We start from the raw sequence: 23,542 nt of genomic DNA, 5'->3' as shown, positions 1-23,542 counted from the left end.
TTACTTTTAATTTTTATAACAAAGGGTATCCATATGGATGCTCTTTGTTTTTTGCTTAGCTTTCTTGACTGTATCTTTACATTATAATATGTATCAATATAAATGAGAGCTCAAACTCCGCTAGAAGAAAGATATAACTCACTTAGTCATGGAATAGGCTTTATCATATTTTCAATATCAGGAGTTTTATTGCTGTCTTTGAATAAATCTGAGAATCCGATTTCATATTTCGCTCTCGGTATTTACTCACTTTCTTTAATAGTGTTGTATTTTATCTCAACCGCATATCATTTCAGTAAAAAACCAGCTACTAAAAACTATTTCAGAAAATTAGACCATATAAGTATCTACCTATTGATAGCAGGAACTTATTCCCCCGTAACATTGCTGTTTCTCACTAATAGCAGAGGAACTCTACTTTTTGTTATAGTATGGAGTATAGCATTTATAGGAACAATTCTCAAAATATTCTTTACTGGAAAATTCGAAATTATTTCACTGCTGCTCTATCTAGTTATGGGGTGGTTAATAATATTAGATATAAATGCGCTGAGCAAAACAGTAGATACTTATGGAATGTCAATGCTTATAACGGGAGGTTGTTTTTATACCGCAGGAATAATATTTTACGTTTGGGATAGACTATACTTTAACCATGTGATTTGGCACATATTTGTTCTCCTAGGTAGCTTAAGCCATTTTTTATTTATATTCCACCAAGTTACCTAAGGTTTTTCTTCGGAAATATAATTGCCTTAAAATTACTTAGATAAAATAGGCAATAAGAACACCTAAAATAATAGTTGCAAGTTTTGTAAAATTAAATTTATGGTCCTTACTGCTTTCAAATAAAATAGTAGTTGAGACATGTAAAAAAATACCAATGACAACAGCGTTTATTTGAATACTATACTTTTTTAACTCAAATGTATTTTCTGCAATAAAAGCACCAAGCGGTGTCATAAGAGCAAAAAGCAGCAAAAATGCAAGTGTAATACTTTTACTGTATTTTGCTTTAATGAAAAAAAGTGAAAGTATAATTGCTATAGGAAATTTATGGATAAGGACTCCAATATAAATTGAGTGACCGTCTGCAATAGGAAATCCTTCAAGTAATGCGTGTATAGATAGGCTAATAAATAATAACCAAGGAAATGTTTTTTCTATACCGTGTAAATGAACATGCCCATGCTCTGCACCTTTGCTAAAAAACTCTAAGCAAATTTGTAATAATATACCTGCCATTATAAAAACACCTATTTTTTTTGATGGGGTTTCGTAAACTTCTGGCAGTAATTCAAAGAGTGTTAATGCTAATAAAAATGCACCACTAAAAGCCAATAATAATGGAAGTTTAGAAACTTGACCTTTGTTTAAAATCAAAGAAACCCCATAACCAGCGATTACAGCAATAAATAAAGCAATGTAAATCATAAACCAAAAATAAGTATTAATCTTTCAGATGATGCAGGGTCAAATGTGTCTAATTGATAATTTCCAAAAGTTTTTTTCAACGTAACACCTGCTTCTTCAAAATATTTTTTAAAGTTATTGAGCGTTAAAGCCTTTACCTTTTCAGTATAAAAATAATTTTTTCCATCAGCTTCAAAGCTAATTTCTTTTATGATGAAATTATTTTCAATTTTCCTTTTAATCTGAAATATAATTCCATCTACAGTTTTTTGTTCTGAAGGCACTAAATGTTGCTTTAAAAACTCAACATTTAAAAAATCAATAATCCCAAAACCATTTGGTTTAAGTGAATCTCTAATGGCTTTAATTGTTCTCAGGTTATCTATTTCGGCTTCAAAATATCCAAAACTAGTGAACAAATTAAAAATAGCATCAAATTTACCAGAATATGCTATACACATATCATGGATTTCAAATTTCAAATTTTTAGTCTCAAATGCTTTTGCAGCCTTTATACTATTAGGCGATAAATCAACACCTGTTACATTATATCCTAATGTTGCTAAGTGTTTTGAGTGCCTTCCTTTTCCGCAAGCTAAATCTAAAACTGTTGCATTGTTCTTTAAATCTAAAAATGATGTAAGTTTTTTTATAAACGTGCCTGCTTCTTCATAATCACGATCTTTATAAAGTACGTGATAATATGGGCTATCAAACCAAGAGGTAAACCAATTAAAATCTTCTTTTTGCATAGACGGGTATTGGGGTGCAAAAATACTGTATTTTTGCAGTTCAACGATTGATATATTATGAATAAAAACTTCAAAATGGTAGCGAAGACTCTCTTTGGGATGGAGGAGATTTTAGCACAAGAATTAAGACAACTTGGAGCGTCAGAAATTGAAATAGGAACTCGGAATGTGAGTTTTGAAGGAGATACTGGCTTTATGTACAAAGCTAATCTGTGCTGTAGAACTGCCATAAAAATTTTAAAGCCTATTGCGGCTTTCAATGTTTTTAAAGAGGATGATTTATATGAAAAAATATATAATATCAATTGGCAGAAGTATATGTCTGTAACTGGAACACTTGCAGTTAACTCTACTGTTTTTTCAGATTATTTTACGCATTCGCAATATATTTCATTAAAAACGAAAGATGCAATCGTAGATAGATTTAGAGACATGGAAGGGGAGCGCCCTAATGTTGATCTTGACCATCCTACATTAAGAATCAATATCCACATTGATAGAAATATTTGCACTGTTTCTTTAGATAGTTCAGGTCAATCATTACATAAACGTGGTTATAAAGTTGCAAATACATTAGCTCCTATTAATGAAGTTCTTGCCGCAGGTATGATAATGAAAACTGGATGGTCTGGTCAATGTGATTTTATGGATCCTATGTGTGGAAGTGGTACTATTTTATGTGAAGCAGCCATGATTGCTTGTAATATTCCACCTAATTTGAATGTGGAAGAATTTGGTTTTGAAACATGGCCAGATTTTGATGTAGATTTATATGAACTCATTGAAAATGCAGCATTAAAAAAAATAAAAGAATTTCATTTTAAAATTTACGGTTACGATAATGATGCAAATGCCATTGAAAAAGCTAAAGAAAATATTGCTGCTGCAAACTTGAGTGAATTTATTACCATCAAAAAAGCAGATTTTTTCCAAACGGAAAAGCTACAAGAAAGACCTCTTTTTATGGTTTTTAACCCTCCTTACGACGAGAGAATTTCTATACGCGATGTAGAACATTTTTATGGACAGATAGGAAATACCTTAAAGCGTAATTACGAAGATACTCAAGCATGGCTTATCACATCAAACCTTGAAGCATTAAAATTTGTAGGATTGCGGCCATCAAAAAAGATAAAACTTTTTAATGGTGCATTAGAAAGCAAGTTTGTAAAATATGAGATGTACGCAGGTAGTAGAAAGTTTAGCAAACGTGATATTACTTAGTAAAAATGGGAACTAAATAAGATACAGTGTACCCATATCCCACTCCAAATTCACTAAAATCATAAGTTTTATTAAAACCAGGAATATAAAGATTATCAAAACCTTCAGGAGTTTTTTCACCAATCTGTCTTTTCAATTGTACATTGATTGAAAGGTATAAGTTTTTATAAATTTCGGTTTTAACGCCCGCTATAAATTCAACCCAACTTGCTGTTAAACCTGTAAACTCTTGCGGTTCCACAATTGCTGTAGTAGGGAATGTTTGATTTGTAGTGTAAATTGTGTAAGCGAGCAACTCTTGTTTAAATGATGATGCACCATATCTTAAGCCAGTGAAAATAGCATTGTTCAATCCAAGCCAATTGTTGTAAGCGTTATAATCAACACCTAGTTTTATATAACTACCACTAGTACTTGCATTTAAGTTAGGTTCAAAATAATCTTTTTTTTCATTTCCTATTTCCGCAGCCAGGTAAAACTTTTCTCTAAATCTGAAATCCCCAGTAATTTCAAATCCACTATAGTCTTTATCTAATAAAGATCTTATTGGTTTAGAAATATCAACCCCTACTCGCAATCCATATTTAATAGGTTGAGTAATGGTATCATTAGGTTCTATGGTTTCAGTTTGTGCTACTGAAATATTAGAAATTAAAACTGTACTAATGAAAAATAGTAATATGCGTAACGTCTTCATTTTCTACAGTTGAGTTAGTAATTTCTGAATTAAGCATCCAGTTTGCTGTTCCTTCTCCTTGTACTGAAATGGAAACATTTTCAAAAGTGGTAATAAAAGAACAAGCTCTATTAATGTAAACATCTTCACCACGCTCATAATTTAAAGTAGCAAAATCTGTATTAGGGTTACTACCAGAAGCATCTCTTGTAAAACTATATTGCTGCATTGTAGTAGCTGCATTAAGTGGTATTTGAAATATAGTATCTGTTCTTGGTGTGAAAATTTCTTGTTGTGTACTTGTAAGTTTTACACTCAAATTTGTCACAGATTTTATTTGAGTGGGATTTGAAATATCTCTAAATTTTAAAATTAACTGCGGAGTTGATTGTGAGCCTTCTGGGCAAATGTCATCTCTAGTACACCCACTATAAAGTGTGATAATAAATAAGAAAATTGAAAGAGCTTTAATTATATTTATCCTCATAGTTATTAATCCTAATCGTTTCTTTTTTCAAGCAATACTACATTTTCAACATGGTGAGTTTGTGGAAACATATCAACTGGCTGTACTTTAGTTACTTTATAATGACTATCTAATAACGCAAGATCTCTTGCTTGTGTTGCACTATTACAACTAACATATACAATTTTTTGAGGTGCTAAGCTTAAGAGCTGAGCAACAACATCTGCATGCATTCCATCTCTGGGAGGGTCAGTAATAACAACATCTGCCACACCGTGTATAGCTATAAATTGTTCATTGAACACCTTTTTCATATCACCCACGTAAAATTCGCAGTTGGTAATCCCGTTACGTTCTGCATTCTCTTTTGCAGCTTTAATTGCATCTGGGACTGCTTCAACACCAATGACTTTTTTAGCATTTTTTGCTACAAATTGTGCAATTGTTCCTGTACCTGTGTATAAATCAAAAACAAGTTCATCACCTTTAAGACCTGCAAAATCTCTAGTTATTTTATAAAGCTCATAAGCTTGTTCACTATTGGTTTGATAAAAAGACTTTGCATTTATTTTAAACGTAAGCCCTTCCATTTCCTCAAATATATGGTCTTTCCCACTGTGAACAAGAACTTCTTGATCATATATTGTGTCATTTCCTTTTCCGTTAATGACATATAGCAAAGCTGAAATTTCTGAAAATTTATTTTTGATAGCTTCAAGTAAAGCTTCTCTTTTATTTTTATCTTCTTTAAAAAACTGGATTAAAACCATTACTTCTCCTGTAGTAGATGTTCTAATCATTAAAGTTCTTAAAACACCTGTTTGATTACGGGCATTAAAAAAAGGAATATCTAATATTTCGGCTTTAGCCTTAACAAAATCCCTAATGGCGTTACTAGGGTCACGTTGTAAATGACATTTATTTAAATCAAGAATTTTATCCCACATTCCAGGAATATGAAAACCAAGGGCATTTTTATCTTCAACAATTACGTCGCTTTTAATTTGCTCAAGTGTAAGCCATTTGCTATCACTAAAAGAAAACTCCATTTTATTACGATAAAAATATTGCTCAGCAGAGCCTAAAATAGGGGAGAGCTCTGGTAACTCAATTTTACCAAGCCTTTTTAAATTATTTTCAACCTCTTTTTGTTTATAGTATAATTGATGTTCGTAGCCCATACTTTGCCATTTGCATCCACCACATGTGCCAAAATGTTCACAAGCAGGCTCTACACGTTTATCTGAAAGTTTTGAAAATGAAATAGCATTCCCTTCAAAATATGCCTTACGTTTTTTAGTTGTCTGTACATCAACCACATCACCAGGAATAGCATTATTAATAAAAACAACTCTTCCATCTTCAGCTTTTGCAACTGCTTTTCCTTTTGCTCCGGCATCAATAACGGTTAAGTTTTCTAAAATAACTCTATTTGTTTTTTTTCTTCCCATAAACGCAAAAGTACCAAGTTTACTTTACATTTTATATCAAATTTTATTAATTTGCAGGCAAGGATGATTTCTCTCCTCCGCTGAATTTTCGAGCTTTCGAAAGGATAAAGGTATAGTAGGAATTTTATAATTTTCATTTTTAAAAATTTAATGTTATGTCTGTAACAGAACAGTCCTTATCGCAGCAGGCGATTGATTTAGAAAACAAGTATGGAGCCCATAATTATCACCCACTTCCGGTTGTCTTAAACAAAGGAGAAGGAGTATATGTGTGGGATGTTGACGGAAAAAAATATTTTGATTTTTTATCTGCATATTCTGCGGTTAATCAAGGGCATTGTCATCCACATATTGTAGATGCAATGATTGACCAATCAAAAACTTTAGCACTTACCTCTAGAGCCTTTCATAATGATATGTTAGGTAAGTATGAAAAGTTTGCGGCAGAATATTTTAAATTTGATAAAATATTACCAATGAATACTGGGGCTGAAGCAGTTGAAACAGCTTTAAAATTATGTAGAAAATGGGCTTATGAGAAAAAAGGAATTGATGAAAATGAAGCTGAAATTATAGTTTGTGAAAATAATTTCCATGGAAGAACCACTACAATTATTTCTTTTTCAAATGACCCTGTCGCCCGAAAGAATTTTGGTCCCTATACTAAAGGGTTTATAAAAGTTGAATATGACAATTATGAAGCTTTAGAAAAAGTTTTTAAAAATAATAAAAATATCGCAGGCTTTTTAGTTGAGCCTATACAAGGAGAAGCTGGAGTTTATGTTCCGTCTGATGATTATTTGAAAAAGGCAAAAACACTTTGTGAAAAACATAATGTATTGTTTATAGCTGATGAAGTACAAACTGGTATTGCGAGAACAGGACGTTTATTAGCAACTTGCGGAAATTGTAGTTGCCCAAAGAAAGATTGTAGCGGAACACCAGATGTTAAGCCAGATGTTTTAATATTAGGTAAAGCATTGAGTGGAGGAGCTTATCCAGTCTCTGCTGTCTTAGCTAATGACCATATTATGGAGGTTATTAAGCCAGGAAACCATGGATCAACCTTTGGTGGAAACCCTGTTGCAGCGGCAGTTGCAATGGCAGCATTAGAAGTTGTTACAGATGAAAATCTTGCAGATAGAGCAGATAAACTAGGTAATATCTTTAGAAAAAAGTTAAATGATTATATTGAAACGAGCGGTATTTGCAATTTAGTTCGTGGTCGTGGATTACTTAATGCCATTGTTATAAATGATGATGAGGACAGTGAAACGGCTTGGAATATTTGTATGAAATTGAGAGATAATGGTCTGTTAGCAAAACCTACTCATGGTAATATAATTCGTTTTGCACCACCTTTAGTTATGACTGAAACACAACTTGATGAGTGTATTAATATTATTATTAAAACGCTTAAAGAATTTGAGATTTAAAATTTCCTAAGAAATTTAAAATAAAAAAGGGAGCAATATTTAATTAATATCGCTCCCTTTAATTTATTTATTAACTATTACTATCCTTCTAGGTTATATTGTTGTAACATTTCCTGTTGCATTTCTTGAAGGCCATCAAATCCATAAATTGCAATCATAGCAATGTTAATTATAATGTATATTACACCAAGTGATATACCAATAATTGCAAGGATTTTACCGGTCTTTACATTTTGAAAACCTTTGTACATTTCAGGATTTTCATTGTGCAAATCAGTTGCTTTTTTTGCAAGGACTATAGCAATGATACCTAGTACTAATGCGGGAATTCCGTAACAACAGCATAGTGGAATTGATAATATCCCTAAGATGAGTATTGCCTGCGAATTGGGTAGTGTTTGTTGTTCCATAGTAATTTGTCGTTTGGTTTAGTACTTAAAAATAATCTAAAAATTTGATGTACTAAAATAAGAAGCTCATCTTGTAGAAATAACTCACAAGGATAATGACACCATTTAGGATAGCAAAGGCAATTTTAATTTTGTAAGCGTATTTAATATTCCAAATCATGCTGGCAAAAACAAAGAGCCCAAATAAGAGTAGGGTATAAATTGCTGGATACATTTTAAAAGCATCAATGAACTCACCTCTAAAAAGTAAGGCTGTAGCTCTTTGAAAGCCACAGCCAAAACATTCTAATCCGAAAAGTTTTTTATTAAGGCAGGGTAACATAAAATCTTCCATACCTATAAATAAACAATTTTTATCTATTTTCTACAATAATTTTGTAATCAATAATTTCATCGCTGTCGGTTGTCAAAACAACTAAATAAACACCATTACTAAACGTACCTGTAGGGAATTGTAAATTTCTATTATTACCTAAGTTTTGTTGAGTTAAAACTAATCTACCCGTCATATCAAAAATTGCAGCACTTTTAATTTCGTATCCTTCAGGGTTTGAAATTTCTAATTGTGCTTGTCTATTATTTTGAAAGAAGTTAATAGCTTCTTTTCCTCCTTCTTCAGCTCCTTTAGTTTGACCTCTAGAAGCTTGACCTATTTCGTATTTTGTAAAAACTATAAAGAATCTGTCCTCATAAACACCTTGTTGTAATAAGTAAGATGCTGCATTATTTCCAGTTATTTCTTGATAAGTATCATTTAAATTATCATAAACATATATATGATCAACAGGAAGGTCATTTTCTTCAATACCAGTAACCGTGACAGTCATTTCTTCTTCAATTTCAAATGTAATAGGTACTTGTTTTGAAATATTATCAAAAGGTATTGAATTAATAACAAATGGAAAAGGATCTCTATCGTGCCATGGAGTCATAACGGCGAAATACATCTCAGATGTTGCATCCATTGGACTAATAGCATCCCACCCTAAATCAAAACCATCTGTGGTATCATTGTGCAGCATTAATACAGTTTGTCTCATGTGGGAAGTACCCATATAAGTGTTAATTCTAATCTGGGGTGCAAAAAATGCAGCTTCTGGATTGGTTGGGTCGATGGTATTTCCTCCTAAAGGGTTATGAGAAGATTCAAAATTAGAAGAGATTGATGATTGGCCTTCTTGATTTTTAAACTCAGAAATATCAACTGCCTCTTTAACAAAACGGCGATGGCTATTTTTATAAGTTAAAGTTGTTTGTGATGTGACAGAAGGTAATGACTTAATAAAAAAACCTTGAGCTATAGGCGCCATTCTTCTCCCATCTACTTGTTCTGCATCCACTCCGGTTGATCCAATTGGGTTTCCAGCACTGTCAAAATTTTGAAAAACACCAACAGTATAAGTACCAGGATTATATCCAGGTTGTCCTGGAGCAATAGTACTTTGTGGGCCAGGAGCCCAAGTGCTATAACCAGATTTATTATCTACGTGTGCATGAGAGTTAATTGTTCTATCTTCATCATAATATTGAATCATGCTAAATTTCCCTGCATTTGCTGGGTCATAAAAAAAAGCATTTAAATCTAGTGCAGAAGGATAAGGGTTTCCGGTTAAAGTATTCCCTTCATCATTAGATCCCACAGGATAAAGTGCAACTGAGATATCACCGCTATTAGGACGTCCTCTAAAATCATAATTTTGATTTTGTGTCTCTGGTACATTTCCTGCAGTAATATCAGTTCCTTTCATAATATACCCATAACCAGCAGGAATAATATCTGCACTATTTACTCGAACAAAACCTTGTGATGCTGGAGCCCAACGATAAAACCATCTTGATGAAATTTGTAATGGATTAGATACACCATTATGACCAGACTTCAAAATTGCAGAATTTGCACTTGTTACACCTGTAGATTGATATAATCTAGATATACCAAAACGATCGTTACCAAAAGATGCCACAGGAACGCTAACCGGTGAAGCCCATAAGTTATAGTCATACGCATCAGAATTACTATCTTGATGAACAGATATTGTACCAGTTCCTCTATTTTGATTATCACTCCCTCCTTGAAGAAGTTGGGCTTGATTACGCAAGTACATACTTGCTTCGGTATCAGAATTATTATTATTTTCTACTAAACGAACATAACCTTCTACGTATATGCTTACATCTGAGGCATATATATAACTATCGGTAGATGTCGTTGCATTGGGGGAGACAGATAATTGAGCTGTAGCAATTGAAGTAACTGCAATTGCTGAAACAGCGGTAAGTAGTAGGGTTTTCATATTCTCAATTTAATAAAATATTTGGATTTGGGGGTCAAATATTTTTGTTACGCGATAAATTTAAGTAATTATGGTATGTGTAGGAAAAATATTCGTCACTTTTCGACGAAATACATTGATTTATATGCCTTAGGTAATAAAATTTGAAGGTATTTTTGATATTTATAAAGAATTTGAGTATGAAAGTTGGAGATAAAATAATGGTTCTTGATGATGTATTTTCTGGTATTATTCAACAAATTGATGAGGATAAAATAACAGTTGAAACTGAAGATGGTTTTGAAATGGAATTCCATAAATCTGAACTTGTTGTAATTTCTTCGGAAATTAACAATAGAGAATTTCATACTTTCAATCCACAAGAGGTGAAATTTGAAAAACAAGAAAAACGTCCAAAGAAGAACACACGTGTTAAACCAAAAGAGCGCACGTTACCACCAATGGAAGTAGATCTTCATATACATCAATTAGTTCATAATGAAAAAGGAATGTCTAATTATGATATGCTTGAAATACAGATAGATACGGCAAGGCGACAATTAGAATTTGCTATGCTAAAAAAAATTCAACGTGTAGTGTTTATTCACGGTGTGGGTGAAGGTGTTCTTAGGACAGAATTGGAGTTCTTATTTCGTAAATATGAAAACGTTTCTTATAACGATGCAAACTATCAAAAATACGGGAGAGGTGCTACTGAAGTTTATATATTTCAGAATGTAAGCCCCTAAAAATCTGGAGTTATTAGAATAGTCTCATTTCTAACATTATCAATTGCTCCTAAATTAAAAACTTCAAAGGTTAATTCTTCATCTTCATTAAATAGTGTCAAGTCATTAATGATAATTGCACCGTCGCTAGTTCTGTTATAGCTATGTTCTCTATAACCTGTTGCTGGTGTTGATGTAGTTATATTATTATTAAGATAATCAGCGCCAACGTCAATATCCGAAACATCGTCGAGCGGATTCATATTTCCGTTTGTGTCTTCATTAATGGTTAAAACACCATCCCCGTCATCATCATTGTCTAAATAATCTGGTATTCCATCACCATCAGTATCCCTTGGGGGAATTCGTGGATAATCAGGACCAAGCTCAACACTTGTTGCTACATTATCACCATCGTCATCAAAGTCATAATAATTTGGTAACCCATCATTATCTGTGTCTAAGGTTGAAATTTCTTCCTCAATATTATCATTATCATCTAATACGGTTTCAGAAATAAGATTAACGGTACCAGAATATCCCAAATATTCAGTGATAGTTAATGGGTTTGTGGGGGGCACTGGATTACAAAAATAGTCACTTGTTATTACATTGTCGAAACTGCGATAGTTGATCGTGTTTGTAGTTTCTGAAAGTTCAAAAGATTGTGTGCCAGTCTCTATAAAAAGCTCATCATTGACTTGTAGTAATAAAGAAATACTCTCATTTACAGATGGGTTAATCTTAAAAAATACATAGCCTCCAACTTCACCACAGTTTTGCAATGTGGCATCTTGAAAATCAAAGTTTGTTATAATAATATCACCGTCGTTGCAGCCTATAAATAGGAATATAGTTACGAGTAAGCCCCAAATGTTTTTCATTATAAATAGTACATATAAATTGTATTTACAAAGTAAAGCAATTCTTTATAAGTGGCTATCAATACTCATAATATTATCTGTATTTTTGTTTTTATTACAAATTTTAAAAATAAAACTCCTCTTGAAAAAAGTATATTTTGATAGTGCAGCAACCACTCAGTTAAGAAATGAGGTTATTTATTCTATGACTGAAGTACTTAAAACAGAATATGGAAATCCTTCTTCATCCCACGCCTATGGACGTTCATCAAAGAGTTTCATTGAAACTGGAAGAAAAGAAGTTGCAAAAATTTTAAACGTTTCTCCTTCTGAAATTATTTTTACATCAGGGGGTACGGAAGCTGATAATCTAGTGATCAACAGTTGTGTGAGAGATTTAGGAGTCACCCGGATTATTTCAAGTAAAATTGAACACCACGCTGTACTTTATAGTATTAATCAGTTAGAATCTACCCATAGTATTAAAGTAGATTACGTCGAACTTGATGATTGTGGGCATGTTGATTTTATACATTTAGAAACATTATTAGCAGATACAGAAAATAAAACTCTCGTGTCATTAATGCATGTTAACAATGAAATTGGAAACATTTTAGATTTAGATAAAACTGCAAAGTTGTGTAAAAAATACAATGCTTTATTTCATAGTGATACAGTACAATCTGTAGGGCATTTTGAATTAGATTTTAAAGAAATCCCTGTTGATTTTGCAGCTGTTGCAGCACATAAGTTTCATGGGCCTAAGGGTGCCGGATTTGCTTTTATAAGAAAAAATACGGGATTGAAACCACTTATTTTTGGTGGAGAACAAGAGCGTGGCATGCGAGCTGGAACAGAAGCTGTTTATGCAATTGCAGGTATGGTAGAAGCATTAAAAATTAGCTATCAAAACTTATCTAAAGAAAAAGCATATATAGGCGAATTAAAAAAATACTTTAAGGAGCAATTAACTTTACACATCCCAGAAATACAATTTAATGGCTCTTGCGATGATGATGAAAAAAGCACATATACATTATTAAATGTTTGTTTGCCTGTAACACCAGAAAAAGGGTTAATGTTATTATTTCAACTTGATCTTAAAGGAATTGCTTGCTCAAAAGGAAGTGCTTGTCAAAGTGGTAGTTCAAAAGGGTCTCATGTTTTAGCCGAAATTTTAAGCGATGAAGATATGGCAAAACCATCTATTAGATTTTCTTTTTCAAGTTTTAATACAAAAGATGAAATAGATTATGTTGTTGAAACACTAAAAGAGTTTGTCAACTCCTAATTTACATTATACTTTTTAAATAATTTTAAAGCATACTATTTTAATAGAAGTTTATAAATCTTCAATTTTATAAGGGTTTGCTATGCCTTATTTTTTAAAATTTAGCGGTAACTCTAACGTTAAAAATACGTGGTGTTAGATAATTAGGGATTGAATACTGCACTTTTGTATAAACGTCTCTCACAAACGTATTTGTGATAGAGTTTTGTACATCAAAAATATTAAATATCTCTGCACCAATGGTTAACTCTTCAAATGGTTTGAAAAGACCGCTTTCTCTTTGACTGTTTTCATCTACAAGAACATATTGTACTCCAAGATCAGCACGTTTGTAATCACGTAATCGTTGCTGGTAGTCATAAGGATCTGCGTAGCTTGGCGAACCTCCTGGCAATCCTGTGTTGTATTGTAGGTTTAAATAACCTTTTAAGTTAGGAATTACTTTTACATAATCTTGTAGTAGTAAACCAACTTTTAGTCGTTGATCAGTAGGTCTAAAAATATAACCTCGGTCATCAATGTTTTCTTCAGTTTTTAAATATCCTAAACTTACCCAGCTTTCAGTTCCTGGTACAAATTCCCCAGCAAGTCTTAGGTCTAATCCGTAGGCGTATGCTATTGCGTTGTTATTTGCACGATATCTAATTCTTACATTTTCTAATGTATAAGGGTTGACATCGGTTAGTTTTTTATAATATGCTTCTGTATTAAGGGTAAATGGTCTGCCCCAAAGGTCAAAGCTGTAATCATTTCCGAGGACAATATGAATAGATTTTTGTGCTTTAACACCTGGTCTAACCGTTCCTGTAGAATCACGCAACTCTCTATAGAAAGGGGGTTGGTGATAAACTCCTCCAGATAATCTAAAAAGCATGTCCATTTCCCAATCTGGCTTTAAAGATATTTGGGCACGTGGACTAAATACTGTTTGAGTAGTACTTTCAATACCATCGCCGCTAACTGTCCAATTATGCCCACGAACACCCGCGTTTAACCATACATCACTTTCTCCAAGTGTAGTTCTTCGACTCCATTGTGCATAACCGCTTATTCTGTCAATTTGCACGTCGTTTTCTGCTCTAATATCTGTATAAGGTACAATTGCAGATGTAAAAGGTTCATAGGGTTGAAGATTTGCAAAATCAATAATTGGCGGACGAATAGAAAAACCAGCTGAGTCAATAATTTCATATTCTTGAATGCGATCACGAATATCTTCATGCGTGTATTTTATTCCATATTCAATTTCATTTTCTCCAATTGTAGCATTTCCTTTGTGTTCTAGGTTGACAATTAATGCATCAAGATTGTTGCGAGCATGTGTAAGTTGAGACCCTATACCTTCACTAAAAGTTACGTCTCCAGCAGTTTCACTACCTATGTTTGTGTCAACTTCACCTAAGCGGTATTGTGCTAAAATATCATAAAATTCTTGCTCTTGTGTTTGGTAAATCGATCCAATAAGTTTTGCTGTATAATTAGGTGATACAACATAAGTACTTTTTAATGCGCCAAAATAAGTATCATATCTATCTTCTTCTTGTCCTTCATAAAAAACTAATAATGCAATAGGGTCTGCAATTGTGCCAAAATTTGTTTGACGCGTTAATGGACTATAGCTGTAATTATTTATAGCTATGTTTCCTAAAAAGCTCAACTCAAACTTATTATTAAATTTATAGCTCAAATATGTTTGTCCATCTGCAAAAGTAGGACGGTAGTTTGTTTCGGTTTCTTTAGCATTAACGAATAAACTATTATCGCGGTAACGTAAACCTACTAATCCAGTGAGTCTTCCATTTTTTGAAATGCCTTCAACAGTTGCACTTGCTCCTAATAAACTAAGATCTAGACTAGCTCCAAACTCAGTGGGACGCCGATATGTAATATCTAAAACAGAAGAAAGTTTATCTCCGTATTTTGCTTGAAATCCACCAGCAGAAAAATCAACCTTAGAGGTCATATCGCTATTTACAAAACTTAATCCTTCTTGTTGACCACTACGTATTAAAAAAGGGCGATATACTTCAACCTCATTAACATAAACTAGATTTTCATCATAATTACCTCCGCGAACGGCATATTGAGTACTTAATTCGTTGTTGTTATTTACACCGGGTAATGATTGTAACAACGTTTCTACACCACTATTTGCTGTGGGTATTTTTTTTATAGTTTCGGGACTAATTGTTGTAATTCCTTCAACACGTTTATTTTCCCTTCCTGTTATAACGACTGTAGTAATTTGTTCTACGGTAGATTTCATTACAGGATTAAAAATATAGTCCTCATTAGGACTTAAATTAAAGGTTGCAGTTACATCTTTATTTGAGACATGACTAAATGTAATAATTACATCACTATTTGATGGGATTTCAAGCAAGTAATAGCCGTCAAAATTTGTAATGGTTCCCACATTTCCGTAGGAAATATTAGCACCAGCTACAGGAAAATTGTTTTCATCTAATATAACACCTTTTATTGTCGCATTTTGAGCGAGAAGTGTAGAGGTAAGTAAAAAAAATACTATGCTAAGGGAATATAGGCGTGTCTTCAAAAGCAAGATTTATAGTTGTTTTCTGAAAAATTGAGCTTCAAATGTACTGCTATTTCCCACATTATCGGTTACAATTAATTTCAAATTATTTTCGGTTTCTGAAATGATGGCGTCATCAAAATCATAAGTTAAAACGTCAGTCTTGTAATTATATTCCATCAATATAAATTTTCCATTGATAGTAGCTCGATAAGAACTAATCCCGCTCAAATCATCATCAATTTTAATTTTAAGGGTTTTATTGTTGCTTATCCATTTACCCGCAGTAAAATTTACGGCCTTTATTTTAGGTGACGTTGTGTCTGCAACAAGTGCATAATTACCTAATGTGCGAGTACGTGCTGTGAGGACATTTCCTTTAAGGCGTGTGGTGTTGTAATATGGATCGCCTCTGTAATTTAATCGTGCTATAAACAACTTACTTTTATCAGCGCCTGTATAGTTTTCAATACTCATGCTTACTGAAATATTTTTATGAACAGGTATTATATCTTCATGAAAATGTAATGTATCGCCACTTGTATTTATAGAAAGATAGGTGTCTTCGTAAAATGCCTTTTTAGGAATATAGATAGTAAACTTTCCTGTATTTATCGTCGTTGGCTGATTAGACTGTACAAACTCTAAGGAGTCATCAATTACTTTTTCTTCTGAAATTTCTGCTGTTTTACCCTCCACTGGTATTGATACTAATGTAGCATTTCCTTTAAAGTCTGTTACTTCAATATTAAAATTAGAGCTAAACCCATTTTCAACTTCAATAACACCCTTATTATTTTCATATTTAAAAATACTTAGTGGATTGTTGGGTTCTCTAAATAGCTTTTGAACTCTATCTCTATTAACTTTGTAGCTATTGTAATCAATGTAGCGGTTTAAATAACGAGTTTCACCAAATGAAAATTTCTCAAATCGTATATCTACTTTTTCTTCACCATTAAAATGAGTCTTTATTTGATACACTCCATTTTTGTTTGATGCTCCGTTCATTTGGTCAACTGTATTTATTCCAAATCCTATTTTTCCGTAAGCTATAACTTTCTCTGTTTTGTATGAACCATCTTTTTGTAAAATAAGTCTTAATTTAACAGGATTTTTAAAACCGTTTATAATAGCATTCTCTTCTAAAGGGTACGCCATTACTGTTGTTACAATAGGTTTTTTCGTATCAGGAATGTCAACCCCAAAAAGCATGGGATTCATAGGTCTAGATGCGCTATCTCTTATTTCATAATGCAGGTGTGGACCACCACTACTACCTGAGTTTCCTGTATAACCTATAAGAGCCCCTTTTTTAACAGGTAATTGTGTTGCTTCAGGAAATAACTCAACTTCAAATTTCTCTTTGTCGTATTGTGCTTTCTTAACAAATGCTTCAATTTCGCCAGCATACTCTCTAAGGTGAGCGTAAACGGTAGCATAGCCATTAGGGTGCTTAATATATAGCGCTTTTCCGTAGCCATAATGCGCAACCTTTATACGGTTTATAAAACCATCTGCTGGAGCATAGATAGGAACCCCTTCTCTTTGTTGTGTTTTGATATCGAGTCCACTATGAAAGTGGTTGCTTCGTAATTCTCCAAAACTTCCAGAAAGAATGAGAGGAATATCTAAAGGCGAGTCAAAATAATCTTGAGGAAGACTTTGTGCACATATTGAAATTGAACTAAGTAAAAGGACTGTTATAATTGTTTTCATCGAATAACTACTAGATGCTTAATATACGGGGAGTAGTTGGCAAATATTGTGATAGATATCCAATATTACAAAAATTAACGCAAAAGGTTTGCTTATTCGTTAATGTAGTTTAACTTTGTGACAATAGGATTGAAATAACCAGTTAATGAGTACGCTTTCAGAACATGTTGATACGCTGGAGAATAGAGTTAGCAAGCTGTTGCATAAATACACAAATTTACAACAGCAAAAAGCAGCTCTAGCCGCGGAAATAAAAGTGCTGAAAGAAAAGCAAGTGACATCTCAAAAGGAAATTGAGGAGTGGAGAAGTACTTGTGATTCGCTAAAATTGGCAAATTCAATGCTTGGCAGCGACCAGTATAAACGAGATACAAAACTCAAAATAAATGCTCTAGTTCGGGAAATTGACCAGTGTATAACCCAACTTTCTGATTAGAAAATAGTAATGTCAAACCAATTAAAAATAAAACTATCTATTGCAGATCGTGTGTATCCATTAACGATTCATCCAGATCAAGAAGAAGGACTTAGAAAAGCCGCAAAGAAGATAGAAGCAATGATTAAAAGGTTTGAAAAGAGCTACGCAGTAAGAGATAAGCAAGATGTTTTAGCAATGTCTGCCTTACAATTTGCAGCGCAAGTGGAGCAAAAAAATATTGATAATTTGACTGATACAACCCAAGTAGAGCAAAAAATTAGTGCTCTTAATGATTTGTTGCAAAAGCAATTATCGTAACGTTCTTTACATAAAATAGGTTACTGCCTACATTAATATACATTTTGGTAAACTCAACAGAGATTCTTTTGAGAAGGGTGAGTTAGAATTGTAAAAGCGGGCCGTCTTTGAGCGGATTCTTGAGCAGTTTGTTAGCCCTAAACTTTTTTTCATTGGAGTTTACACAAATCAAATATTTTTGTAGGCTTTTTTATGCCTTGTAATTTGATGTTAAAAACTAATAATTAAACACCTAAACCAAACTAAATATAGAATAATGAATGATATAGTGATGTACATAATAATAGGTATTGTTGGCCTAGCAATAGGTTTTTTGATAGCTAAAATGCTTGAAAAAAACAACGCTTCTCAAACTGTAGCTTCTGCTAAAAAAGAAGCTGCAAGTATAGTCAAAGAAGCTACTATTGAAGGAGAGTCTATTAAGAAGGATAAAATGCTTCAAGCCAAGGAAAAATTCTTTGAATTAAAAAGTGAACATGAAAAAGTAATTAATAGTCGCGACAAAAAAATGGGCGATGCAGAAAAAAGAATTAGAGATAAAGAATCGCAGATTTCTAGCGAGTTAGCAAAGAACAAAAAGTCTAATGCTGATCTTGAAAATAAAAAATCTGACCTAGAGAATAAGAAAAAGGACTATGATGAACGTCTCTCTGTTTTGGATAAAAAGAAATCTGAAGTTGACAAAATGCACCGATCGCAAATTGAACAATTAGAGGTAATTTCAAGTCTATCTGCAGATGAGGCTAAAGAACAATTAATGCACAGCTTAAAAGAAGAGGCGAAGACAGATGCCATGGCATTTGTGCAGAACTCTGTTGAAGAAGCTAAAATGACTGCCCAACAAGAAGCAAAGAAAATTATTATTACCACAATTCAACGTATAGGAACAGAAGAGGCTGTTGAAAATTGTGTATCTGTTTTTAACCTAGAAAGTGATGATGTAAAAGGTAGAATTATTGGGCGCGAAGGTCGAAATATTAGAGCTATTGAAGCTGCTACCGGTGTTGAGATTATCGTTGATGATACCCCAGACGCTATTATTCTTTCTTGTTTTGACAGTGTGCGTAGAGAAATTGCACGCTTGTCATTACATAAATTAGTAACAGATGGAAGAATTCATCCAGCGCGTATCGAAGAAATAGTAAAAAAGACAACAAAACAAATTGAAGAAGAGATTATTGAAGTTGGAAAACGTACAGTAATTGATTTAGGAATTCATGGTTTACAACCAGAATTGATTAAAGCAGTAGGACGTATGAAATACCGTTCTTCTTATGGTCAAAATTTATTACAACATTCAAGAGAAGTTGCAAAACTTTGTGGTGTAATGGCAAGTGAGTTAGGGTTGAACTCAAAATTAGCCAAACGTGCAGGTTTATTACACGATATAGGTAAAGTGCCAGAATCTGAAACGGAAGTTCCTCACGCAATCTTAGGAATGCAATGGGCTGAAAAATATGGTGAAAAACCAGAAGTGTGTAACGCCATTGGAGCTCACCACGATGAAATTGAAATGACAAGCTTGCTGTCACCAATAGTGCAAGTTTGTGATGCTATTAGTGGAGCAAGACCAGGAGCAAGACGTCAAGTACTTGATAGCTATATTCAGCGTTTAAAAGACTTAGAAGATATTGCTTTTGGATTTGGTGGTGTAAATAAAGCATATGCTATCCAAGCAGGTAGAGAGTTACGCGTAATGGTTGAAAGTGAAAAAGTAACAGATGAAAAAGCAGCACAATTATCTTTTGAAATTTCACAAAAAATTCAAACAGATATGACCTACCCAGGTCAAGTAAAAGTAACTGTGATTAGGGAAACAAGAGCAGTGAATATCGCGAAATAATTAATTTATATATATAATTTTAACGAAGAGACCCCGTTTGGGGTCTTTTTTTTTATTGAAATTTGAATATATAATTTGATTTGTAAGTAAACGAGACAATTATGTCCGCGATAATCAATGAGAAACCAAATTTTAAATCGCCGCGAAGTAACTTATTTAGGTTTTTATCTTCCTGTTTTTTTATATATAGGCTTGTATTCAACAATATTGCAGAGAAAAAAATACTAAATTAATTTTTTGCTTCGGAAATGAATACCCATGTAAAAGATAGCTATCCTAAGAATCCTTACGGGGATGAAACTTATTTATAGTTTCGGTTAAAAATGAAGTTTCAATATGAGTATAAATTTCGGTAGTAGTAATACTTTCGTGCCCTAACATTTGTTGAATAGCACGAAGGTCTGCTCCGTTTTCTAAAAGGTGAGTAGCAAATGAATGACGAAAGGTATGCGGACTAATTGTCTTCCTAATACCAGAAATTTCGGCAAGTTGTTTAATTATGGTAAAAATCATTGCGCGAGTAAGGCCGTTACCACGTCTATTGAGAAATAAGGTGTCGTTCGCTTCTGCTTTAATTTTTTGATGGACGCGCACTTCTTTTCTATAAAGATTAATGTATCTAATAGTGTTGTCACCAATGGGGACAAAGCGTTGTTTATCTCCTTTTCCAGTAATTTTAATAAAGCCTTCTTCAAAGAATAAATCTGAAATTTTAAGGGTGGTCAGTTCACTTACACGTAAGCCACAACCGTAAAGGGTTTCTAATATGGCTCTATTTCTTTCTCCTTGAGGACTACTTAAATCTATAGCAGAAATTAAAAAGTCAATTTCTTCAACAGCAAGTGTGTCAGGAAGTTTTCGTCCTATTTTTGGTGCTTCGATAAGTTCTAAAGGATTTGTAGTTCTTAAATCCTCAAAGATTAAATAATTAAAAAAACCTTTTAAACCAGAGATTATTCTACTCTGCGAGCGCGGGTTTACTTCTTTTGCAATCGTGTATATAAATTGTTGTAACGTTTCCGAAGAAATTTTTATAGGCGACTCTTTACTATTATTTATTTCAAGCCAATTCATTAGTTTTTTTATATCTAATGAATAGCTATTTATTGAGTTGAGTGAAAGCCCACGCTCAATGCGCAAATAGTCTTGATAAGATTTTAGGGCTTGGTTCCATTTCATTTTGTAAAAGTAAATAAAATCCTACGTGGATATATGCTTTAATATTTATTGTTATATTTATCTAGAAACCAGTTGATTAAATTTACAAGTAAATTTGGTGCATTTTAATTGTTAACCATTTTTTATTTGTAAACATTAATTACAAACAAGTAATAACTAAAACAAAAAAAAATGAAAAAATCAATTTTAGTAGTATGTCTATCAATTTTTGCTTTAACTATGACTAAAGCTCAGGATTTAAAATTTGGCGCTAAAGCAGGTTTAAATGTTGCCTCAATAGGTGGTGATGCTTATGCTGGACTTGGTGGTCTTGATTCAAGAATTGCGTATCATATAGGGGTTTTTGCAGAGATTCCATTAATAATGAAATTTTCTATTCAACCAGAATTATTATACTCAGCCCAAGGAAGTCAATTTGGTGGAGTATTTGGCTTTGATGATGACTATGATCAAAAGCTTAATTATATTAATGCGCCAATATTGGTAAAGTATAATGTTATTAAAGGCTTAAGTGGTGAGTTAGGACCCGTAGTTGGTTTCTTACTTTCTGCAGATGGTGGGCGAGCCTTTAATAATAATGGAGTAGAAGTTGATAATAAGGATGCATTTAATAGTTTAGACATTGGTGTTGCCATAGGAGCTTCATATGCAATGGATAATGGATTTATAGGTGGATTGCGCTATAATAAGGGTGTTTCAAATATTAATGATAGTGATTTTACAAATAACAAGAATCAAAATAATGTATTCCAAGTCTGGGCAGGATATTCTTTCTTGTAATAATTTATTTTACTCAAAAAATCAAGTGGAAACATAGTGTTTCCACTTTTTTATTATGCTAAATACTGTATTTTTGAATTCTAATTTTTAAAAATTTAAGAATGAAAAAAGTACTTTTTTTAATATGTATGGTTTGTGGAATTTCTGCTGTTAATGCTCAAGGATTTAAAGCAGGTTTTGGTGTAGGTTATCTTACAGAAATTGATGGAGTAGGTGTAAGTGCAGATTTAATTTATGAGTTTGATGAAAAATGGGGAATAGGTAATACAAATACTTTTTCTACTGCAGAATTTAATGGTAGTGATCGCATTAACTGGTTTGCAATAGACTTAAATGCTCGTTACAAGGTTTATAAAGAATTATATGTTTTAGCTGGGGGAGAATACTTGTCCCAATCATTAAAAACAAAAAATCTTTTTGGTGGGTTTCAAATAGGAGATGCCACCTTTAAAGATTCATCATTTGGTGCAAATGTGGGAGCTGGGTATAAAATTCACCTTGTGTCAAATGTAAATTTATTTGGTGAAATAAAATATACCACATTATCTTTAGATAGAGGTGTTGAGAATAGTGGTTATATTCATGCTCGTGTAGGACTTTTATTTGATTTTTAATTGTTAAATAAATATCATGAAAAATATAATATTAATTAGCATATCATTTTTATTAGGACTTTCAACAATGGCCCAAGATTTAAATTTTGGTCTTTCAGCGGGTTATATTAGTGGAGATGGAAAAATAAGTGGCGGAGATACAATAAATTTTGATCAAGATGCTGAGACTGGTTTTTATGCTGGAGTTTTAGTAGAATTTGAATTGACAAAAAGGTTTAGAGTACAACCAGAAGTATTGTACGTTAATATTGATGATTCTAACTTTTTACAAATTCCTTTAATGGTAAAGTTGTATCCAATACCTAAATTATATATACAAGCGGGACCTCAATTTACATATACATTAGAAGAGATATTTGATGATTTTACAAAACTCAATTTAGGGATAGGTGCAGGTGCAGGATTTGATATTGCATTTGGTTTTTATGTCAATGCTCGGTATACTTTTCAAGTTAATAATTATTATACAGGACCCGCAGATATAAAATCACAAATTAATTTTTTAAATGCAGGAATTGGTTTCAAATTTTAATATGGCTAGTTCTATTTAGAAATTAAAAGTTTTAATCTACAGAAACCGAGGAAATCATATTCTCGGTTTTTTTATTTCTTATATTTGAAATATGAAATTAATTATAATAAACGGCCCTAATTTAAACCTACTTGGAAAGCGTGAAACTGCTATCTACGGTAATGAGACATTTAAAGACTATTTTTCAAAACTACAATTTAAGTATACCGAAATAGAACTTGAATATTTTCAATCTAACATAGAAGGAGAGTTGATTGATAAAATTCAAGCAGTAGGCTTCGATTATGACGGTATCATATTAAACGCAGCAGCCTATACTCATACGTCTGTAGCCATTGGAGATGTTGTAAAAGCTATTGAAACCCCTGTAATTGAAGTGCATATTTCAAATACATTTGCAAGAGAAGAATTTAGACACCACTCATATGTCTCAACTGGAGCTAAGGGAGTTATTTTAGGTTTTGGATTACAAAGTTATGATTTAGCTATTCAAAGTTTTTTATAGCATATTACAAGGATATAAATTTTTCTTCTAATTAATAAAAGAGAAATTTTAATTAAAAAAAATCGCAATGAAGATTCACTGCGATTTTTTTAATTTTTAATTTTTGATAATTGAT

At 32.6% G+C, this 23,542-nt stretch carries 24 protein-coding genes and 1 other RNA gene; 13 read left to right on the top strand and 12 right to left on the bottom strand.

Annotated elements, in window-relative coordinates:
- Window positions 1–102 precede the first annotated feature (102 nt).
- A complete protein-coding gene (trhA, locus tag GB234_RS10370; protein ID WP_151894489.1) occupies window positions 103–729 on the top strand; it encodes a PAQR family membrane homeostasis protein TrhA in 627 nt (208 codons plus the stop codon).
- A 36-nt stretch (window positions 730–765) separates the two neighbouring features.
- Here the strand turns inward: trhA and GB234_RS10365 are convergent, their stop codons facing one another.
- Together GB234_RS10365 and GB234_RS10360 are read right to left on the bottom strand one after the other, a co-directional pair.
- Window positions 766–1,434, bottom strand: coding sequence for a ZIP family metal transporter (locus GB234_RS10365; protein WP_151894488.1), 669 nt, complete (start codon window positions 1,432–1,434; stop codon window positions 766–768).
- A complete protein-coding gene (locus tag GB234_RS10360) occupies window positions 1,431–2,165 on the bottom strand; it encodes a class I SAM-dependent methyltransferase (RefSeq protein ID WP_151894487.1) in 735 nt (244 codons plus the stop codon). Before GB234_RS10360 ends, GB234_RS10365 begins: the two co-directional genes overlap by 4 nt.
- 57 nt (window positions 2,166–2,222) lie before the next feature.
- Here GB234_RS10360 and GB234_RS10355 point away from each other — a divergent pair, with 57 nt between their 5' ends.
- Entirely contained in the window at window positions 2,223–3,389 is a 1,167-nt protein-coding gene (locus GB234_RS10355) for a THUMP domain-containing class I SAM-dependent RNA methyltransferase (protein ID WP_151894486.1), read from the top strand.
- On the opposite strand, the gene GB234_RS10350 is transcribed toward GB234_RS10355, so the two are convergent.
- Genes GB234_RS10350 through rlmD form a run of 3 tightly spaced genes read right to left on the bottom strand, consistent with a single transcriptional unit; the run spans window position 3,382 to window position 5,982 of the window.
- Entirely contained in the window at window positions 3,382–4,086 is a 705-nt protein-coding gene (locus tag GB234_RS10350) for a DUF6048 family protein (protein WP_151894485.1), read from the bottom strand. The two genes, GB234_RS10355 and GB234_RS10350, sit on opposite strands and share 8 nt — an antisense overlap.
- Complete coding sequence (locus GB234_RS10345) at window positions 4,052–4,552, bottom strand: DUF6452 family protein (RefSeq protein ID WP_151894484.1); 501 nt, start codon at window positions 4,550–4,552, stop codon at window positions 4,052–4,054. The genes GB234_RS10350 and GB234_RS10345 overlap by 35 nt, the downstream gene beginning before the upstream one ends.
- Window positions 4,553–4,563: 11 nt before the next feature.
- Window positions 4,564–5,982: a 23S rRNA (uracil(1939)-C(5))-methyltransferase RlmD gene (rlmD, locus tag GB234_RS10340; RefSeq protein ID WP_151894483.1), complete on the bottom strand. Its 1,419-nt coding sequence runs from the start codon at window positions 5,980–5,982 to the stop codon at window positions 4,564–4,566.
- A gap of 155 nt (window positions 5,983–6,137) precedes the next feature.
- Between rlmD and rocD the strand changes: the two genes are divergently transcribed.
- Window positions 6,138–7,418 (top strand): ornithine--oxo-acid transaminase, encoded by a 1,281-nt coding sequence (gene rocD / locus GB234_RS10335; RefSeq protein ID WP_151894482.1) that lies wholly within the window; start codon window positions 6,138–6,140, stop codon window positions 7,416–7,418.
- Between the two features lie 80 nt (window positions 7,419–7,498).
- On the opposite strand, the gene GB234_RS10330 is transcribed toward rocD, so the two are convergent.
- From GB234_RS10330 to GB234_RS10320, 3 genes are read right to left on the bottom strand one after another with little or no spacing between them, the layout of a single operon-like run.
- A complete protein-coding gene (locus tag GB234_RS10330) occupies window positions 7,499–7,828 on the bottom strand; it encodes a CCC motif membrane protein (protein ID WP_151894481.1) in 330 nt (109 codons plus the stop codon).
- Window positions 7,829–7,880: 52 nt separating this feature from the next.
- Complete coding sequence (locus GB234_RS10325; protein WP_308645064.1) at window positions 7,881–8,150, bottom strand: DUF2752 domain-containing protein; 270 nt, start codon at window positions 8,148–8,150, stop codon at window positions 7,881–7,883.
- Between the two features lie 31 nt (window positions 8,151–8,181).
- Window positions 8,182–10,122: a DUF8693 domain-containing protein gene (locus tag GB234_RS10320; RefSeq protein ID WP_151894479.1), complete on the bottom strand. Its 1,941-nt coding sequence runs from the start codon at window positions 10,120–10,122 to the stop codon at window positions 8,182–8,184.
- Window positions 10,123–10,301: 179 nt separating this feature from the next.
- Here GB234_RS10320 and GB234_RS10315 point away from each other — a divergent pair, with 179 nt between their 5' ends.
- The gene (locus tag GB234_RS10315; RefSeq protein ID WP_151894478.1) at window positions 10,302–10,850 is read left to right on the top strand and encodes a DUF8465 domain-containing protein; all 549 of its coding nucleotides are present in this window, start codon (window positions 10,302–10,304) and stop codon (window positions 10,848–10,850) included.
- Here the strand turns inward: GB234_RS10315 and GB234_RS10310 are convergent.
- Complete coding sequence (locus GB234_RS10310; protein ID WP_151894477.1) at window positions 10,847–11,713, bottom strand: hypothetical protein; 867 nt, start codon at window positions 11,711–11,713, stop codon at window positions 10,847–10,849. The two genes, GB234_RS10315 and GB234_RS10310, sit on opposite strands and share 4 nt — an antisense overlap.
- Window positions 11,714–11,834: 121 nt before the next feature.
- Between GB234_RS10310 and GB234_RS10305 the strand changes: the two genes are divergently transcribed.
- Window positions 11,835–12,983, top strand: a complete 1,149-nt coding sequence (locus GB234_RS10305; protein WP_151894476.1) for a cysteine desulfurase family protein — start codon at window positions 11,835–11,837, stop codon at window positions 12,981–12,983.
- A 94-nt stretch (window positions 12,984–13,077) separates the two neighbouring features.
- On the opposite strand, the gene GB234_RS10300 is transcribed toward GB234_RS10305, so the two are convergent.
- On the bottom strand, window positions 13,078–15,540 hold the full coding sequence (locus GB234_RS10300) for a TonB-dependent receptor plug domain-containing protein (RefSeq protein ID WP_151894475.1): 2,463 nt from the start codon (window positions 15,538–15,540) through the stop codon (window positions 13,078–13,080).
- A gap of 9 nt (window positions 15,541–15,549) precedes the next feature.
- On the bottom strand, window positions 15,550–17,238 hold the full coding sequence (locus tag GB234_RS10295; RefSeq protein ID WP_151894474.1) for a M23 family metallopeptidase: 1,689 nt from the start codon (window positions 17,236–17,238) through the stop codon (window positions 15,550–15,552).
- A 145-nt stretch (window positions 17,239–17,383) separates the two neighbouring features.
- On the opposite strand from GB234_RS10295, the gene GB234_RS10290 reads away from it, so the two are divergent.
- The 4 genes from GB234_RS10290 (at window position 17,384) to rny (ending at window position 19,817) form a co-directional block, all read left to right on the top strand.
- A complete protein-coding gene (locus GB234_RS10290; protein WP_151894473.1) occupies window positions 17,384–17,674 on the top strand; it encodes a coiled-coil domain-containing protein in 291 nt (96 codons plus the stop codon).
- 9 nt (window positions 17,675–17,683) lie between these two features.
- Window positions 17,684–17,974, top strand: coding sequence for a cell division protein ZapA (locus tag GB234_RS10285; protein ID WP_151894472.1), 291 nt, complete (start codon window positions 17,684–17,686; stop codon window positions 17,972–17,974).
- Between the two features lie 51 nt (window positions 17,975–18,025).
- A non-coding RNA gene (gene ssrS / locus GB234_RS10280) (6S RNA) lies at window positions 18,026–18,135 on the top strand.
- A gap of 95 nt (window positions 18,136–18,230) precedes the next feature.
- Window positions 18,231–19,817 carry a ribonuclease Y gene (rny, locus tag GB234_RS10275; protein ID WP_151894471.1) on the top strand — a complete coding sequence of 529 codons (1,587 nt, stop codon included), beginning with the start codon at window positions 18,231–18,233 and terminating at the stop codon, window positions 19,815–19,817.
- A gap of 276 nt (window positions 19,818–20,093) precedes the next feature.
- Here rny and xerD read toward each other — a convergent pair whose 3' ends face one another.
- Window positions 20,094–20,996: a site-specific tyrosine recombinase XerD gene (xerD, locus tag GB234_RS10270; protein ID WP_151894470.1), complete on the bottom strand. Its 903-nt coding sequence runs from the start codon at window positions 20,994–20,996 to the stop codon at window positions 20,094–20,096.
- A 171-nt stretch (window positions 20,997–21,167) separates the two neighbouring features.
- Here xerD and GB234_RS10265 point away from each other — a divergent pair, with 171 nt between their 5' ends.
- The 4 genes from GB234_RS10265 (at window position 21,168) to aroQ (ending at window position 23,427) form a co-directional block, all read left to right on the top strand.
- Window positions 21,168–21,776, top strand: a complete 609-nt coding sequence (locus GB234_RS10265) for a porin family protein (RefSeq protein WP_151894469.1) — start codon at window positions 21,168–21,170, stop codon at window positions 21,774–21,776.
- 101 nt (window positions 21,777–21,877) lie between these two features.
- Window positions 21,878–22,390: an autotransporter outer membrane beta-barrel domain-containing protein gene (locus tag GB234_RS10260; RefSeq protein ID WP_151894468.1), complete on the top strand. Its 513-nt coding sequence runs from the start codon at window positions 21,878–21,880 to the stop codon at window positions 22,388–22,390.
- Between the two features lie 16 nt (window positions 22,391–22,406).
- Window positions 22,407–22,922, top strand: coding sequence for a porin family protein (locus tag GB234_RS10255; protein ID WP_151894467.1), 516 nt, complete (start codon window positions 22,407–22,409; stop codon window positions 22,920–22,922).
- Between the two features lie 91 nt (window positions 22,923–23,013).
- Window positions 23,014–23,427 (top strand): type II 3-dehydroquinate dehydratase, encoded by a 414-nt coding sequence (gene aroQ / locus GB234_RS10250; RefSeq protein WP_151894466.1) that lies wholly within the window; start codon window positions 23,014–23,016, stop codon window positions 23,425–23,427.
- Window positions 23,428–23,542 lie beyond the last annotated feature (115 nt).

The sequence above is a fragment of the Patiriisocius marinistellae genome (assembly GCF_009014635.1).
GTDB classification, from domain to species: domain Bacteria; phylum Bacteroidota; class Bacteroidia; order Flavobacteriales; family Flavobacteriaceae; genus Patiriisocius; species Patiriisocius marinistellae.
The sequence above is the reverse complement of the archived record's forward strand: the minus strand, read 5'-3'. Positions and strand labels throughout refer to the sequence as shown.